Raw genomic sequence first — 14,944 nt, 5'->3', positions numbered from 1 at the left:
CCCCAGTTAGGAATAAGCATTACTTCAGGCCAATGCGGTCAAAGATTGTGTCAACATGCTTCAAATGATAATTGTAATCAAAGCAGTCTGCAATTTCTTCAGCAGATAATTTCGACGTAATCGTTTCGTCTGCTTCCACAAGGGAACGGAATTGAACTTGTTTATCCCATGCTTCCATTGCTCTCGGTTGAACGGTGTCGTACGCTGCTTCACGCGCCATCCCTTTGTCAATCAGTGCAAGAAGAACGCGCTGTGAGTAGATAAGGCCCAGTGTGCGATCCATATTGCGCTTCATATTATCAGGGAACACAGTCAGGTTTTTCACAATATTGCCGAAACGGTTCAGCATGTAGTTCAAAGCAATCGTCGCATCCGGTAAAATCACACGTTCTGCTGATGAATGCGAAATATCGCGTTCATGCCAGAGCGACACGTTCTCGTACGCTGTAACCATGTGGCCACGGATCACACGCGCCAGACCAACCATGTTTTCTGAACCGATCGGATTGCGTTTATGCGGCATTGCTGAAGATCCTTTTTGACCTTTCGCGAAAAATTCTTCTACTTCTCGCGTTTCTGATTTTTGCAAACCGCGTACTTCTGTTGCAAACTTTTCAATGGATGCAGCAACGAGTGCGAGGGTTGCTATATAATGAGCATGACGGTCACGCTGAAGCGTCTGTGTTGATACTGGAGCCGGTTTCGTTCCAAGCTTTTCACAAACATATTCTTCAACAAACGGATCAATGTTTGCATACGTGCCCACTGCACCAGAAATCTTCCCAAACTCAACATTTTCTGCAGCATCATTAAAGCGTTTGAGATTTCGTTTCATTTCTTCATACCATAGCGCCATTTTCAGTCCGAATGTTGTCGGTTCTGCATGAACACCATGCGTACGGCCCATCATGACCGTATGTTTATGTTCAATCGCTTTATTTCGGAGGATTTCAATAAATGATTCAATATCTTTACGCAAAATATCATTTGCTTGTTTGAGTAAGTAAGATAATGCCGTATCAACGACATCTGTTGACGTTAATCCGTAATGAACCCATTTACGCTCTTCGCCAAGTGTTTCTGAGACAGCACGCGTAAAGGCCACAACATCATGGCGTGTTTCAAGTTCAATTTCGTTTATACGGTTAATATCAAAGCTAGCGTTCTCGCGAAGTTTCTTTACATCTTCTTTCGGAATATCGCCAATTTCCGCCCATGCTTCACAGGCAAGAATTTCAACTTCAAGCCATGCCTTAAATTTGTTTTCTTCTGTCCAAATAGTGCCCATTTCTGGTCGCGTATAACGTTCGATCATTTTTTCATCCTCCGATATGTGTACATCTTAGTTTGCCCAAATTCGGCTTTCGTCTATATCTTGCAATGCTTCTTCAACCGTCTCAGCTAAAATGGTCACATGCCCCATTTTCCGCTTTTCTTTCGCTTCATCTTTTCCATATAAATGAATCGACCATTCCGGTTTACTAAGGATCGCTTGAATGACCCCATCTACGTGTTCACCGAGTATATTTACCATCACAGCTGGCTTTAACAACTCTGTACTTTTAAGCGGCCAATTACAGATGGCACGAATATGCTGACCAAACTGCGAAATACCGCACGCTTCAATTGTATAATGCCCTGAATTATGCGGCCGCGGTGCGAGCTCATTAATGTAAATTTCACCATTTTTTCCGATGAACATTTCTACAGCAAGTGTACCGACAAGTGACAACGCAGATGCAATCTTTTCTGCCGCTTCAAACGCAGCATGTTTCGTTTCATCAGAAATGCGAGCCGGCACAATGGATTCATGCAAAATATTATCAACATGAATATTTTCTGCTGCTGGGAAATAGGTTGTTTCACCTGCTGGATTACGCGTAATAATAACGGAAATCTCTTTTTCAAATGGCACCCATTGCTCAAGGACACATTCTCCATGTGTTAAAAGAGCGGCCGCTTCAATCGCTTGTTCAGCTTCTTTTAAGACGAATTGCCCTTTCCCATCATAGCCACCTGTTGCTGTTTTAAGCACCGCCGGTAAACCGAGCTCTTCCATGCCTTGCTTAAGGTCGGCTTCTGTCCGGATGACGCGATACGGAGCAACTGGCACACCTGCATTTGTAATCGCTTCTTTTTCAAAAACACGATTTTGCGTAATTCGGATCAATTCTGCTCCCTGCGGCACATAAGCTTCTTTCATTAACTCCTTTAATCCTTCGTAATCAATATTTTCAAATTCATATGTGATCACGTCACTTACATCAGAAAGTCGTTTTAAGGCAGCTTGGTCATCATAAGGTGCTTGAATAACAATATCGGCTGTTTGTGTACAGGGGGCATCTTCTACCGGTTCCAATACAGCAATGCGAAAGCCTGCTTCCTTCGCCGCGAGTGCCATCATTCGGCCAAGTTGTCCTCCGCCAATAATACCAATTGTTTTACCTGGTTCAATGATTTTTCTAGCCAAGTTGATCACTGCTTTCTAATACCATTTTTTCTGTTTCTTTTCGGCGATTTTCTAATTTTTCGGCAATTTTCGCATCAGCAATAGACAAAATTTGCGCAGCTAGCAGTCCAGCATTCGTTGCGCCTGCTTTGCCAATTGCTGTCGTTGCAACCGGTACACCACCTGGCATTTGAACGATTGATAATAATGAGTCAAGTCCATTCAATGCTTTCGATTGTACAGGAATACCGATAACCGGCAATGTCGTTTTCGCCGCAGTCATCCCCGGCAAATGAGCCGCTCCGCCCGCACCGGCAATAATCACTTTAATGCCTCTTTCACGTGCAGACTCGGCATATTCAAACATTAAGTCAGGTGTACGATGCGCAGAGACGACCCGTTTTTCATACGATACGCCAAGTTCGTCTAGTACGTCACATGCATGTTTCATCGTCTCCCAATCCGATGTGCTGCCCATAATAACGCCAACTTCAATCGTCATATTGATCCTCCAATGTGAGATTATTTTACATAAAAAAGCGGACAGACCACTTTCCCCGTTGAAGGAGAAAGCGATTCGTCCGCAGCCGATCGAGATTCCGAATGCTTTCACCCATAGTCGGCTGTTTAAGGCAGCCGGTAGAAACTCGCAGGCCATATTCCCGCTATTATATGAGGTGGTTTATTTGTCATTTACATATTAACAACGACGCAGAGTAGTTGTCAATAAAAATCGAACGATATTCAATGCGTTTATTTAAACGTTCGTATTTACGTCGTTTTTTTTCCTTCAAAGACGATTTCACGGCCAATCGGGACATGAATCGTCTCTCCATTTTTCTTTTTTTCTTCAAAGATCGGTTTTTCCATTCGCCGGACCGGGACATATCCTTCATCTCTCATACGGTCTAGACAATGATCAATTGTTTCCTCTGCTTCAACTCGGAATATTTTCTTTTTGCTCATTTCATCAGCATTCCTTTTTTCACTGTTTTTACCCAAAACCCGCCGTGAATCGTCTTTGATTCATAAGCGATTATAAACGCTTTTGGATCAAGTTCCTGTATTCTTTGGTATAGTTTTAATTCATATTTTCTTGGTGTTAATATTTGCAAAACCATCCGCTCACCCTCAAGACCATTGGCTGCCCAATTTGTTACACCATACCCATCTTCACGAAGCCGCTTTGGTAAATCTTTGTCATATTCTTTCGTGATTACATTGACCATCATATACCCAAGCGCTAACTTCTCTTCAATTTTCATTCCAACGATGACACCAAGGCCATAACCAACTGCATACGCAATCAAGTTTTGAATTTCATTTAAATTGTCAAGAACAAGCCCAAGGCCGACAACATAAATGACAACTTCAATGGTACTGACAAAAGCAGCTGTATACCGGTATCCTTTCAATGTTAAAATCATTCGAATCGTGAAAAACGACACGTATACAACGTTAATACATAATATGATCACAACCATAAAAATGGCGTTATCTATCATCGGCTTTTCCACTCCTCTTTGACGGCAGTGTATCATACACTCATTAAATAAAAAAGTCTTAAACAGTCCGTATTAGACTGTTTAAGACCGATCACTTCTTATTTAATAGTGATAATGTTCTCGTCACCAGATTTCACTAAACCAGGTTTATCAACAACCACTGATTCACCTTCAGCAAGGTTTGTAAAAATAATTGGTGTAATTGTTGAAGTTGCGTTTTCGGCAATGTAATCAAGGTCTACTTTAAGAAGTGGCTGACCCGCTTTCACAGTGTCCCCTTCTGAGACAAGTGATTCGAACCCTTCACCTTTCAATTTCACCGTATCAATACCGAAATGAATTAATACTTCAAGACCAGTATCTGACAGAAGACCAATTGCATGCTTTGTTGGAAAGACATTGATGATTTTACCGTCAACCGGTGAGACAACTATACCCTCAGTTGGCTTAACCGCAAAACCATCCCCCATCATTTTTCCTGAGAAAACAGGATCCGGTACTTCTGTGATCGGCATTAACTCGCCTGTGAGTGGCGCAACGAAACGACTTGTCACATCATTGCGAATCGCAGCAGGTGCCGCCTGTTCAATTTCTTTCTGTACTTCTTGATCTGGTTTTACCGCAGTCGGACGTGGAGAATTTCCTTTCATAATGTCCGCCATTTGGTGACGCAAGCTATCTGAACGAGGACCGAAAATTGCTTGAATGTTGTTACCAACTTCAAGAACCCCGGCAGCTCCCAGCTGTTTCAGTCGTTTTTTGTTAACATTCGCACTGTCGTTAACCGAAACGCGAAGACGTGTAATACACGCATCCAGGTTAGCAATGTTTTCTTTGCCGCCCATTGCTTCTAATATCTCATACGGAAGTTCACTCGCAACAACTGCTGGTGCATCGTTGTCCTCATTTTCATCTTCCGGTTCACGTCCTGGTGTTGCCAAATTAAACTTGCGAATCGCAAAACGGAAACCAAAGTAATAAATGACCGCTAGGACGAGACCAACTGGAATAACGATCCATGCGTTCGTTTGCGGATTAATGGCACCGAATAAAATATAATCGATCAAACCGCCAGAGAAAGTCATCCCAATTTTAACGTCTAGAAGGTGCATCGTCATAAATGAGAGACCTGCAAAGATTGTGTGAATGGCGAATAACACAGGTGCAACGAACAAGAATGAGAATTCGAGCGGCTCAGTAATCCCTGTTAAAAAAGAGGTCAAAGCGGCAGAACCCATAATACCGGCAACAATCTTTTTGCGTTCCGGACGCGCTTCATGATAAATCGCAAGCGCTGCTGCTGGAAGACCAAACATCATGAACGGATATTTACCTGTCATAAATGTACCAGCTGTTAAGTTTTGAACACCATCTTTAATTTGCGCCTGGAAAATTGTGTTATCCCCACGAACAACTTCCCCAGCCTGATTTATATACGAACCGAACTCAAACCAAAATGGTGTATAGAAAATATGGTGCAGACCAAATGGAATTAATGCACGTTCAATCACACCGAAAACGAAAGCTGATCCGGCAAGATTCCAATTTAAGACGAAATGAGAAAATGTATTTAAACCACTTTGAATGGTTGGCCAGATGAAAATCATTAAAAGACCGAGTACAACCGATGATGCAGCTGTTGCAATTGGAACAAACCGTTTACCTGCAAAGAAACCGAGGTAGGACGGCAATTCAATGTTAAAGAATTTGTTGTACATATAGGCCGCGAGAACACCGACGATAATTCCCCCGAATACGCCTGTTTGAAGAGATGGAATCCCTAAAATGAGCGCATATGCTGGATCCGCATTTTCGATAACCTCTAATCGGTCAAGACCAAGAGCTGTTCCCATGGTGGCATTCATAATTAAATACCCGACTAATGCTGCAAGACCGGCTACACCATCTCCTCCTGCAAGACCGATGGCCACCCCAAGAGCAAATAATATGGGCAAGTTGCCAAATACAATATCCCCTGAATTTTCCATAACTGCTGCTATTTGAACAATCCAATTTGCTTCAAGAAATGGAGCCAATTCGACAAGTGTCGGGTTTTGAAGTGCATTACCGATTGCAAGAAGTAAGCCAGCGGCCGGCAAAATCGCTACAGGGAGCATAAGTGCTTTACCAATTTTTTGCAAAACACCAAAAAACTTTTTAAACATATATTTTCCTCCTTCAATTATTTTTAGTATGCGCTTTTCAAAGAGAACATAGACAAACACGAAAAAAGGCATGAGAAAAGAAGACAACAGAAAACAGAAGTATTTATCCTTCTATTCCCTATATCTCCTCTACTCATGCCTGATCGTATCAGTAACACGTAAAAGAACGGAAATTATTTCATTTTTGTCTGAATCCGTTGCAAATGCATCGTCAAGTATACCGCTTCTGCATCATACACCGGCTTTTTTAATGTTTGCTGCATCACTTTGATTAGCTTCCACGACAGATTATAGCATATTGGGTATTCTGTTTTCAATAGACTTGCTATTTTTTCAGGTTCATCCACTTTTTCACCGCGGACAACCCGTTCAATCGTGTAGCGAATATGACGGACGAGCCGCATATAATCAATGCTTTCTTTATCTACCTTCACGTCTAATTGCAGTTCAATCATTTGAATAAGGGCTGCCATCAATTCTGAATAACGGCTCAAATCACGTACATCTTGATTTGCAATCGCGCTATGTATATGAAGGGCAATAAAACCTACCTCACCTGGAGGCAGCGCCACCGTCAACCGCTCGTTAATAAGCTTGGTTACTGATTCTGCCACTTCGTATTCAAACGGATAGAGCGCTTTCGTTTCCAACAAAAATGGATTCCGTATTCCAATCCCTCGGATCATCCGGTTGACAGCGAACAAAAGGTGATCAGTCAGGCCAACGTGAATATGCTCGTTTAACGTTTGTCCAACACGATCACGAATCAATTCAACCGCTGCAATCATTACTTTTAATGTCTCATCATCAATACTCGGCAGCAACTTTTTATATTGCTCCTGCTCATTCCGATCGGTCAAAACAAACAGCTTTTCAACTGAATCACGGATGATGCTGTCTCCCTGCTGTCGCCCGAATCCCATTCCTCTTCCGATTAATACAACTTCCACACCATCTTCTCCTGAAGCGATAAGCACGTTGTTGTTTAATACTTTTTTCACAGAAAATTTTTCCACGGCAGCATCTCCAATGTCCTTTTTCTTTTTACAGTATAGCACGATGTTGATTCGAAAAAACACCTTCTCATCCTGAGAAGGTGTTTTGTTATTCCTATTTAAGAAAGATGAAATATAAAACGAAGATCACGAACATTCCATACATAATTGGATGAACTTCTTTTGATCGCCCTTTGACGATCATTGTAATTGGATAAAAAATAAATCCAATCGCAATTCCAGTCGCGATGCTGTAAGAAAGCGGCATGGCGATAATCGTCAAGAATGCAGGAACAGCGATTTCAAATCTTGTCCATTCAATTTTTCCTAAAGCCGACACCATAAGGGCCCCGACGATAATAAGCGCTGGTGCTGTTACTGGTGCCGTAATCACTTGAAGAAGCGGAAAGAAGAAAAGTGATAATAAGAAGAACAATCCAGTTACGACTGCTGCAAGACCAGAACGTGCTCCAGCGGCTACACCCGCAGAAGACTCAATATAAGAAGTTGTAGTTGAAGTACCAATAATCGCTCCTAATACTGTTCCGCATGAATCGGCAAGCAATGCTTTTCCTGCACGTGGTAGTTTATTATCTTTCATCAATCCTGCCTGGTTTGCGACAGCGAGAAGCGTTCCAGCTGTATCAAAAAAGTCAGCGAATAAAAATGTCAGGATAACAACAAGCATTTGCAAGGTAAATACATTACTAGGCGATTGGAAAATATTCTCAACAGCCACACCAAAAGTTGGAGCCAAACTTGGCGCCATATCAACAATACCTGTTGGAAGACTAATTAATCCAACAATCATTCCAACAATTGATGTAATAACCATGCCATAAAAAATTCCGCCATTAATCCCTTTTGTCATCAAGATAACTGTAAGGATAATGCCAAAGACGGCCAGCAGTGTGTTGCCTGAAGTTAAATCACCAAGTCCAACGAGTACGGCATCATCATTAACAATAATACCTGCATTTTGAAAACCAACGAATGTGATAAACAATCCGATCCCAGCTGCGACCGCGTATTTAAGCTCAGCGGGAATTGCGTTAATGATTTTTTCCCGAAGTCCTGAAATGGTTAAAACAATAAAAGTTAATCCGGAAATTAAAACGCCTGTTAAAGCCGTTTCCCACGGAATTCCATATCCTAAAACAACTGTATAAGCAAAAAATGCGTTTAATCCCATCCCTGGTGCCAGCGCAATTGGATATTTTGCAAAAATACCCATTATAATGGAACCAAGTGCAGCAGCAAGTGCTGTTGCCGTAAACACAGCTCCATAATCCATCCGCATCGCGTCAGGCAAATCAGGTATCGATTGCAGTGACAACGTAATTGGATTGACAATCAAAATGTACGCCATTGATAAAAAGGTAGTTAAACCACCAATAAATTCGCGTCGATAATTTGTACCTAATTCTTCCAATTGGAAAAATTTATTCATAATAGTTCTCCTTCCGATCGTAACTTCAGATAAGAAAAAATGCCCGGAACAGATTTGTTCCGGGCATGACTAAGAAAAGAATACAGAAAGAGATCATTCTCTTTTCATTCATTCGTAGTCGGACCATTTACGGCAGCCCGGTAGAAACTGTCAAGCCTTATTCTTGACGATATACGATACAATGCGAAAAATAATGTAGTTCTCTTTCATCTTACTCATATAATAATTATTCGTCAATAAAAAAAGACGAACAAAGTTATTGTTTTTTGGATATTCGTTCGTGTTTTATTCCCATTCAATCGTTGCAGGCGGCTTGCTCGTAATGTCATACACGACGCGGTTTACGTGTGCTACTTCATTAACAATACGAGTTGAGATTACTTCAAGTACTTCCCAAGGAATACGTGCCCAATCAGATGTCATGCCATCAATGGATGTCACCGCACGAATGCCGATTGTGTAATCGTACGTACGTGCATCCCCCATCACACCCACGCTGCGGATATCCGGAAGAACGGTAAAGTATTGCCAAATTTCACGCTCAAGTCCATGGTTACGCACTTCTTCACGTAAAATCGCATCGGATTCGCGAACAATTTCCAATTTCTCTTCAGAAATTTCCCCAAGAACCCGAATGCCCAAACCAGGTCCTGGAAATGGTTGACGCCAGACAATATGATCTGGAATACCGAGCTCAGAACCGAGCAAACGTACTTCATCTTTAAATAAAGTATTAAGCGGTTCGATCAATTGGAATTGCATATCTTCTGGCAGGCCGCCGACATTATGGTGTGATTTAATTGTTTGCGCGGTCGCTGTCCCACTTTCAATAATATCTGTATAAAGTGTTCCTTGTGCAAGGTAATCAATACCTTTTAGTTTTGATGCTTCATCGTCAAATACATAAATAAATTCATTACCAATAATTTTGCGTTTTTTCTCTGGATCAGAAACACCCACAAGTTTATTTAAAAAGCGGTCTTTTGCATCCACTTTAATAATGTTGATATTAAATCCATTCGCAAATGTATCCATCACTTCTTCTGCTTCGTTTTTACGTAAAAGACCGTGATCGACAAAAATACATGTTAGTTGATCACCAATTGCTTTATGCATCAATACCGCCACTACTGATGAATCAACACCGCCTGACATAGCACAAAGAACATTTTTGTCACCAACTGTTTGACGAATTTTTTCCACTTCGACTTCGATGAAGTTTTCCATTGACCAGTCTCCTGTGCAATCGCAAACACCGAAGACGAAATTTTTCAAAATATCATTGCCATACACAGAATGTTTTACTTCTGGATGGAACTGAACACCATACAGATTTTTTTCTGCATAGCTTATCGACGCGATCGGGCATGACGGATTCACAGCATCAACCGTAAATCCTGACGGCGCTTCTGTTACAAGATCGCTATGGCTCATCCAAACCACTTGCTCTTTCGGCAGATCGGCGAAAAGTGCGGATTCTGTCTGCACGTTGATGGCCGCTTTGCCATATTCACGATGAGAAGCCGATTCTACTTTGCCCCCATAATATTTTGTCATCAACTGCATGCCGTAACAAATACCAAATATAGGAATATTTAAATCAAAAATACGTTCATCGCAGCCAAATGCATTGTCTGCGTACACACTGTTTGGTCCACCAGAGAAAATAATCCCTTTTGGGTTAATTTCTTTCACTTCTTCCAATGTAATTGTGTGTGGATGAAGCTCACTGTATACACCAAATTCACGAATTCGTCGTGTGATTAATTGATTGTACTGACTGCCAAAATCAAGCACTAGGATCATTTCCTGATTTTGTAACTCTGATTTTCCTGTCATCGTATCTACTCCTCTTTGTTTAACTATCTTCAACAATTCCGTATTATCGGAAACAATCCTCTATTGTTTGTTCGTATTCACACATTTTGACCTCATTTTATATGTATACAGCGAACCGGTCAAGGCGTTGGAGTTTTTATTGAAAATTCAGATTTAAAAAAACTTCCCAGCAGAAGCCGGAAAGCATTACTTTTTCCAAAAATCATCAAAAACAGTAATGGGAAGATGACGTTTATGCGCGGATTTTTTAAAGTATTCTTCGATTCTTTCCGCTGCTGCATCCGGTACCGTTTTCCCTTCCAAATAATCATCGATGTGTTTATACGTAACGCCAAGTGCCACTTCATCCGGCAGCTGCGGACGATCTTCTTCAAGATCAGCTGTCGGTACTTTCGTGTACAAATGCTTCGGACAATCCAATTCTTGCAGCATTTGACGTCCTTGCCGCTTATTCAAACGGAAAAGCGGAACAAGATCAGCACCCCCGTCACCGTATTTTGTGTAAAAACCCGTTACAGCTTCTGCTCCATGATCCGTTCCAATGACAACTGCATGTTTCATAGCAGCAATGCTGTACTGTGCTTTCATTCGTTCACGTGCTTTTTCATTCCCTTTTGAAAAATCCGTTAATTCAATACCATTTGCCCGGAGTGCCTCTTCACTCGCTTCCACAGATGGTTTAATATTAATCGTGTACGTTTCATCCGGTTGGATAAAGTCAAGTGCATCCTGACAATCATCTTCATCCCTTTGAACTCCATATGGGAGACGTACAGCAAAAAAAGCGTAGTCCTCAGAACCTGTTTCTTCTTTTAATTCATCGACGGCTATCTGTGCAAGTTTACCAGCGAGTGTTGAATCCTGACCACCGGAAATACCGAGTACAAATCCTTTTAAAAAAGAATGGCGGCGCAAATAATCTTTCAGAAAATCAACACTTCGTCTAATTTCTTCCTGTGCATTAATCTCCGGTTTCACTTTTAGCTCTTCAATAATTTTTTTTTGCATGTCACGCACAACTAAAATCTCCTTCCGTCTTTCATACATTTGTCATTATTGTATCATTTTTATTTTGATATTACTGTTTACCTCCATTTTGGTTAAATGTAACTTATTATTTACAAATAAAAAACACCTTCTAAAAATTAATAGTGTTTTCAGATAAATTACGTTTAAAACGATTCATACAGGGAATAACATAGCATAGCTTTAAAGAATGGAGTCAAATTAATAAAAGAAAGGGTGGATTAAATGAATTCCTCAGAAAAAATAAAATGTGATTTGTCAAGCTCAGTAGAAACCATCAAAAATGTATTATCGAGTGGACCCTTTGACTACAAAGACGTTCAGTTCGTTGAAGAAGAGATTTTGCCAGGTGAAGGAAAAGACTATATTGGCTTTATCTACGATGTAAAAGGCAAGCGCAAAAACTATGGGGATTACAAAAACTATGAAGTTAGCGTGTTTTCTCGTGATGGCATACAATTTGAAGTAAGGAAAGACAATGATCAAGGATTTGATGATTTAGAGAATAGATTTACATTATAATAACAGGGATTATAATCGTGAATCTTCGCTCTTGAAGATTCTTTTTTCATTTAATTCCTTCTTTTAAAGTTAATAAATCTATACTTAACCTCACAGAAAAAAAGACTCCCTAGTTAGGCAGTCATTCTTCATGTCTTATTGAAGACAGCTTCATTTTCTCTTTTATACTACGATAGAAATACGAACGAATAACTTGTTCTGCACTTGATTGCAGTAATTCCTCTGCCTGCTCCATAGCTTCTTTTAAAGACATTGGTCTATTAATAATACTGTTTACGCTTACAACACCGGCATCATAAAGTACCTCAATATCTTCCCCAATAGATCCAGTCATAAGAATGGTTGGAACATCTCGATTTTTCGCTGCTTGAGCGACACCGATGGGGGTTTTCCCAAATACTGTTTGGCTATCTACCTTTCCTTCTCCTGTAATGACAAGATCTGCATTCGCCAATTCATCATCCAGTTTAATATAGTTAAGAACGACATCTATCCCACGCTTCATTTTAACTGGGAAAAAAGCTTGAAATGCGCCTCCGATGCCGCCGGCTGCCCCTGCGCCTGGCTGATCGTGAAGTTTGATCCCGGTTGCTTTGGCAACCTCGTCTGCCCAATGGGTGAGATTCCGCTCTAACAATTCCACCTCCGCAGCTGTGGCTCCTTTTTGCGGACCGAAAACCCGAGAAGCGCCTTCTGGTCCAATCAACGGATTTTGGACGTCAGAAGCAATGATAAACTTGCTGTCTGTTATTCGTTTATCAAAAGAGTGTAAGTCAATTTTCCTAATTTTGTTTAGTTCGCCGCCGCCATGGCCAATTTTATTTCCTTGTTTATCAAAAAGCTGCAGCCCCAGAGCCTGAAGCATTCCAGCTCCTCCATCATTTGTCGCCGATCCCCCTAAACCAATAATGAAGGAAATAAATCCGTCATCAAGAGCCCGCTGAATTAATTGCCCGGTGCCGTAAGTAGTGGCTTGCAGAGGAGACCTCTTCTCCCCAGGCATCAAGTGGAGCCCCGATGCAGTGGCCATTTCAATCACACACGTTTCACTATCCCCCAATATTCCATAGGCTGCTTCGACCTGATTGCCTAACGGGCCCGTCACGGAGACTGTTCTTATTTCTCCTCCTGTAGCAGCAACCAAGGTTTCCATCGTTCCTTCGCCGCCATCCCCTACAGGGAGTAAGACTGTTTCCGCTTCCTTAAACGCCTTTTTAATGCCCCTGTTTATCGCATTTGCTGCTTCAACCGCAGTTAGGCTTCCTTTGAATGAATCTGGTGCTATAATGATTTTCATAAAATCCCCCTTCAGAAAACGCTTCCAATAACTTGATTTAAATTATAAGAATTTTATCTATCATTGTCCATGACTCTATCGTGTACGAATACAATAGAAGAAAAATCCTTCCCTCTGTTCTCTAATTGCAAATGTAAACAGCAAAGAGGCTGTCGCATAAGTTTATCGCAGCCTGTTGAAATTCATTAAAATATACATTTTTTATGAACTCATTTGTATCAATGCTTACGCAGTTTTTTCACTATTTTCTGCCACAAGCTTGCTATAGAGCTGTAAATCTTCTTTATATAAGTTCATATAAGTGGCCATTCCTTGGTCTTTCAACTTCTCAAAAATACCCCAATCTACAATGCCATATTTCTCGTTCAATTCTTCAGCATTCATCCAAGCTTTTTCTTCAAAATCAATATTCATCTTATGCTCTTCAATCAGCATAGCGAGCAGATGAATGTCATTGTACTGTTCATACAGCGTATAGTTTCTTTTCATCTCAAAAATTTCAAGTGTTCTGTCCAGTGAATCCAATAAAGCTCTCCGATCCAGCGCATGCCCTAACTCGTGCAATGTAAATGTTTTGATATATGTTTCGATTGAAACCGGAATCTGCATTTCCTTTATTGCTTCACTCACACGCTGCATGTCAACACCTACATAGTCAAAGATAAAATTATAACTCATATTCACTCCGGTCTGTTCCTGTTTGATCTCAATATCCATCCCGACAGTTTTCATAGTGGACTGGATCAGTCGGTTGATTCGTCTATCTCTATTTTTTTCTTTCATTTATTTTCCTTACTTTCTTATTTAATTTTTAAGGTCAACGATTATTTAAAAGCTTACAAAAATGAGGTTGAGTAGGATTCTTGCGAAAGGTGGAAAGTGTTCCCTGTATGAGGTTATGAAGTTTTTACCAGCCATATTAATATATAGTAAAATCTTTCTTTTTTCAATAAATGATTTTTAACTCTATTCCTGTTTAAATTAGCAAAAAGCGTTCTCTTTATAACTAGAAAACGCTTTTTTGTGTAAGCAGATGAACCATTTTTTAATAATCAACAAAAGAAGAGGCTGCCTCCATTAACATAAAGAAGGGCGTCCATCTTGATTTTCATCTGATGAAGGAGCTATTTCAGAAAACCATTGATCAATGCAATCATGTTGCACGGCGGCCGCTGAAGATCCCGAACCAATTGATGCTGATTGACTCGATGACGGTCCCTGTCGGAAAAAGGCGTCTTCCCTATCATAAACAATTTCAATCAAAAAATCGATTTCTGAATACAGAAAATCGGTTTTTTGATTGAATCTGCTTAGCGTATAAAATTTCCGAAATGTTGTCTTTATCCTTCATCGGTTTGTTCCGGTTTTACTTAGAAATATATCATTTCAGTTTACGAATTGATTGCTCCTTCGAAAACAACTTCTTTTAATGGAACTCTGGTGCTCGGATTCTCGCGCTCTTCTGACCACTCCCACGGCTGAAGCCATGGGGTTCTTTTTCGCAAACATCCCGCTTACCTTCTTTCATTGAAAGAGACAGAGGCGGAACTTAGGCGAACAACTCTTGAGAGAAAAACAGTCCTTCAAGAGGGCAAGGTCTGTGCCGACTACGCCATCCGACTGGCGATACGTTTTTCTTTTTTCGGCTGATCGTTTGGATGTTTCATTTTTTGTCGTTGTTCATCTGACAAAAACC

13 protein-coding genes and 2 riboswitches are annotated in these 14,944 nt (G+C 40.8%); of the genes, 1 reads left to right on the top strand and 12 read right to left on the bottom strand.

The window, feature by feature from the left end; translation table 11 throughout:
- Nucleotides 1-19: 19 nt before the first annotated feature.
- The 10 genes from purB to nadE all read right to left on the bottom strand — a co-directional run bounded on the left by purB (nucleotide 20) and on the right by nadE (nucleotide 11,411).
- A complete protein-coding gene (gene purB / locus ACZYRN_RS14515; RefSeq protein WP_488912331.1) occupies nucleotides 20-1,315 on the bottom strand; it encodes an adenylosuccinate lyase in 1,296 nt (431 codons plus the stop codon).
- A 27-nt stretch (nucleotides 1,316-1,342) separates the two neighbouring features.
- Entirely contained in the window at nucleotides 1,343-2,470 is a 1,128-nt protein-coding gene (purK, locus tag ACZYRN_RS14510; RefSeq protein ID WP_488912330.1) for a 5-(carboxyamino)imidazole ribonucleotide synthase, read from the bottom strand.
- Nucleotides 2,463-2,951: a 5-(carboxyamino)imidazole ribonucleotide mutase gene (purE, locus tag ACZYRN_RS14505; RefSeq protein ID WP_488912329.1), complete on the bottom strand. Its 489-nt coding sequence runs from the start codon at nucleotides 2,949-2,951 to the stop codon at nucleotides 2,463-2,465. Before purE ends, purK begins: the two co-directional genes overlap by 8 nt.
- 94 nt (nucleotides 2,952-3,045) lie before the next feature.
- A riboswitch (purine riboswitch) is annotated at nucleotides 3,046-3,145 on the bottom strand.
- 75 nt (nucleotides 3,146-3,220) lie between these two features.
- Nucleotides 3,221-3,415: an NETI motif-containing protein gene (locus tag ACZYRN_RS14500; RefSeq protein ID WP_488912328.1), complete on the bottom strand. Its 195-nt coding sequence runs from the start codon at nucleotides 3,413-3,415 to the stop codon at nucleotides 3,221-3,223.
- Nucleotides 3,412-3,954: a DUF2179 domain-containing protein gene (locus ACZYRN_RS14495; protein WP_488912327.1), complete on the bottom strand. Its 543-nt coding sequence runs from the start codon at nucleotides 3,952-3,954 to the stop codon at nucleotides 3,412-3,414. The genes ACZYRN_RS14500 and ACZYRN_RS14495 overlap by 4 nt, the downstream gene beginning before the upstream one ends.
- 98 nt (nucleotides 3,955-4,052) lie before the next feature.
- Nucleotides 4,053-6,119 (bottom strand): glucose-specific PTS transporter subunit IIBC, encoded by a 2,067-nt coding sequence (ptsG, locus tag ACZYRN_RS14490; RefSeq protein ID WP_488912326.1) that lies wholly within the window; start codon nucleotides 6,117-6,119, stop codon nucleotides 4,053-4,055.
- Nucleotides 6,120-6,292: 173 nt separating this feature from the next.
- Nucleotides 6,293-7,135, bottom strand: a complete 843-nt coding sequence (gene glcT / locus ACZYRN_RS14485; protein WP_488912325.1) for a glucose PTS transporter transcription antiterminator GlcT — start codon at nucleotides 7,133-7,135, stop codon at nucleotides 6,293-6,295.
- Nucleotides 7,136-7,229: 94 nt separating this feature from the next.
- Nucleotides 7,230-8,564 (bottom strand): NCS2 family permease, encoded by a 1,335-nt coding sequence (locus ACZYRN_RS14480; protein ID WP_488912324.1) that lies wholly within the window; start codon nucleotides 8,562-8,564, stop codon nucleotides 7,230-7,232.
- 95 nt (nucleotides 8,565-8,659) lie between these two features.
- Nucleotides 8,660-8,761, bottom strand: a riboswitch (purine riboswitch).
- Nucleotides 8,762-8,849: 88 nt separating this feature from the next.
- Complete coding sequence (gene guaA, locus ACZYRN_RS14475; protein WP_488912323.1) at nucleotides 8,850-10,403, bottom strand: glutamine-hydrolyzing GMP synthase; 1,554 nt, start codon at nucleotides 10,401-10,403, stop codon at nucleotides 8,850-8,852.
- A 186-nt stretch (nucleotides 10,404-10,589) separates the two neighbouring features.
- Complete coding sequence (gene nadE, locus ACZYRN_RS14470) at nucleotides 10,590-11,411, bottom strand: NAD(+) synthase (RefSeq protein WP_488912537.1); 822 nt, start codon at nucleotides 11,409-11,411, stop codon at nucleotides 10,590-10,592.
- 243 nt (nucleotides 11,412-11,654) lie between these two features.
- Here nadE and ACZYRN_RS14465 point away from each other — a divergent pair, with 243 nt between their 5' ends.
- Complete coding sequence (locus ACZYRN_RS14465; RefSeq protein ID WP_488912322.1) at nucleotides 11,655-11,951, top strand: hypothetical protein; 297 nt, start codon at nucleotides 11,655-11,657, stop codon at nucleotides 11,949-11,951.
- Nucleotides 11,952-12,072: 121 nt separating this feature from the next.
- Here ACZYRN_RS14465 and ACZYRN_RS14460 read toward each other — a convergent pair whose 3' ends face one another.
- Both ACZYRN_RS14460 and ACZYRN_RS14455 read right to left on the bottom strand, forming a co-directional pair.
- The gene (locus tag ACZYRN_RS14460; protein WP_488912321.1) at nucleotides 12,073-13,248 is read right to left on the bottom strand and encodes a glycerate kinase; all 1,176 of its coding nucleotides are present in this window, start codon (nucleotides 13,246-13,248) and stop codon (nucleotides 12,073-12,075) included.
- 225 nt (nucleotides 13,249-13,473) lie between these two features.
- Nucleotides 13,474-14,031 (bottom strand): integrase, encoded by a 558-nt coding sequence (locus ACZYRN_RS14455; RefSeq protein WP_488912320.1) that lies wholly within the window; start codon nucleotides 14,029-14,031, stop codon nucleotides 13,474-13,476.
- Nucleotides 14,032-14,944: the final 913 nt, after the last annotated feature.

The organism is Domibacillus sp. F004 (assembly GCF_057814295.1).
This window is presented reverse-complemented; position numbering and strand designations above follow the sequence as displayed.

Excerpts from the sequence above, each read along its gene's own strand:
- ACZYRN_RS14495 (WP_488912327.1), bottom strand. The coding sequence starts at position 3,954 with ATGATAGATAACGCCATTTTTATGGTTGTGATCATATTATGTATTAAC.
- purB (WP_488912331.1), bottom strand. The coding sequence starts at position 1,315 with ATGATCGAACGTTATACGCGACCAGAAATGGGCACTATTTGGACAGAA.
- ACZYRN_RS14500 (WP_488912328.1), bottom strand. The coding sequence starts at position 3,415 with ATGAGCAAAAAGAAAATATTCCGAGTTGAAGCAGAGGAAACAATTGAT.
- ACZYRN_RS14455 (WP_488912320.1), bottom strand. The coding sequence starts at position 14,031 with ATGAAAGAAAAAAATAGAGATAGACGAATCAACCGACTGATCCAGTCC.
- ptsG (WP_488912326.1), bottom strand. The coding sequence starts at position 6,119 with ATGTTTAAAAAGTTTTTTGGTGTTTTGCAAAAAATTGGTAAAGCACTT.
- ACZYRN_RS14480 (WP_488912324.1), bottom strand. The coding sequence starts at position 8,564 with ATGAATAAATTTTTCCAATTGGAAGAATTAGGTACAAATTATCGACGC.
- ACZYRN_RS14465 (WP_488912322.1), top strand. The coding sequence starts at position 11,655 with ATGAATTCCTCAGAAAAAATAAAATGTGATTTGTCAAGCTCAGTAGAA.
- purE (WP_488912329.1), bottom strand. The coding sequence starts at position 2,951 with ATGACGATTGAAGTTGGCGTTATTATGGGCAGCACATCGGATTGGGAG.
- guaA (WP_488912323.1), bottom strand. The coding sequence starts at position 10,403 with ATGACAGGAAAATCAGAGTTACAAAATCAGGAAATGATCCTAGTGCTT.
- ACZYRN_RS14460 (WP_488912321.1), bottom strand. The coding sequence starts at position 13,248 with ATGAAAATCATTATAGCACCAGATTCATTCAAAGGAAGCCTAACTGCG.
- nadE (WP_488912537.1), bottom strand. The coding sequence starts at position 11,411 with ATGCAAAAAAAAATTATTGAAGAGCTAAAAGTGAAACCGGAGATTAAT.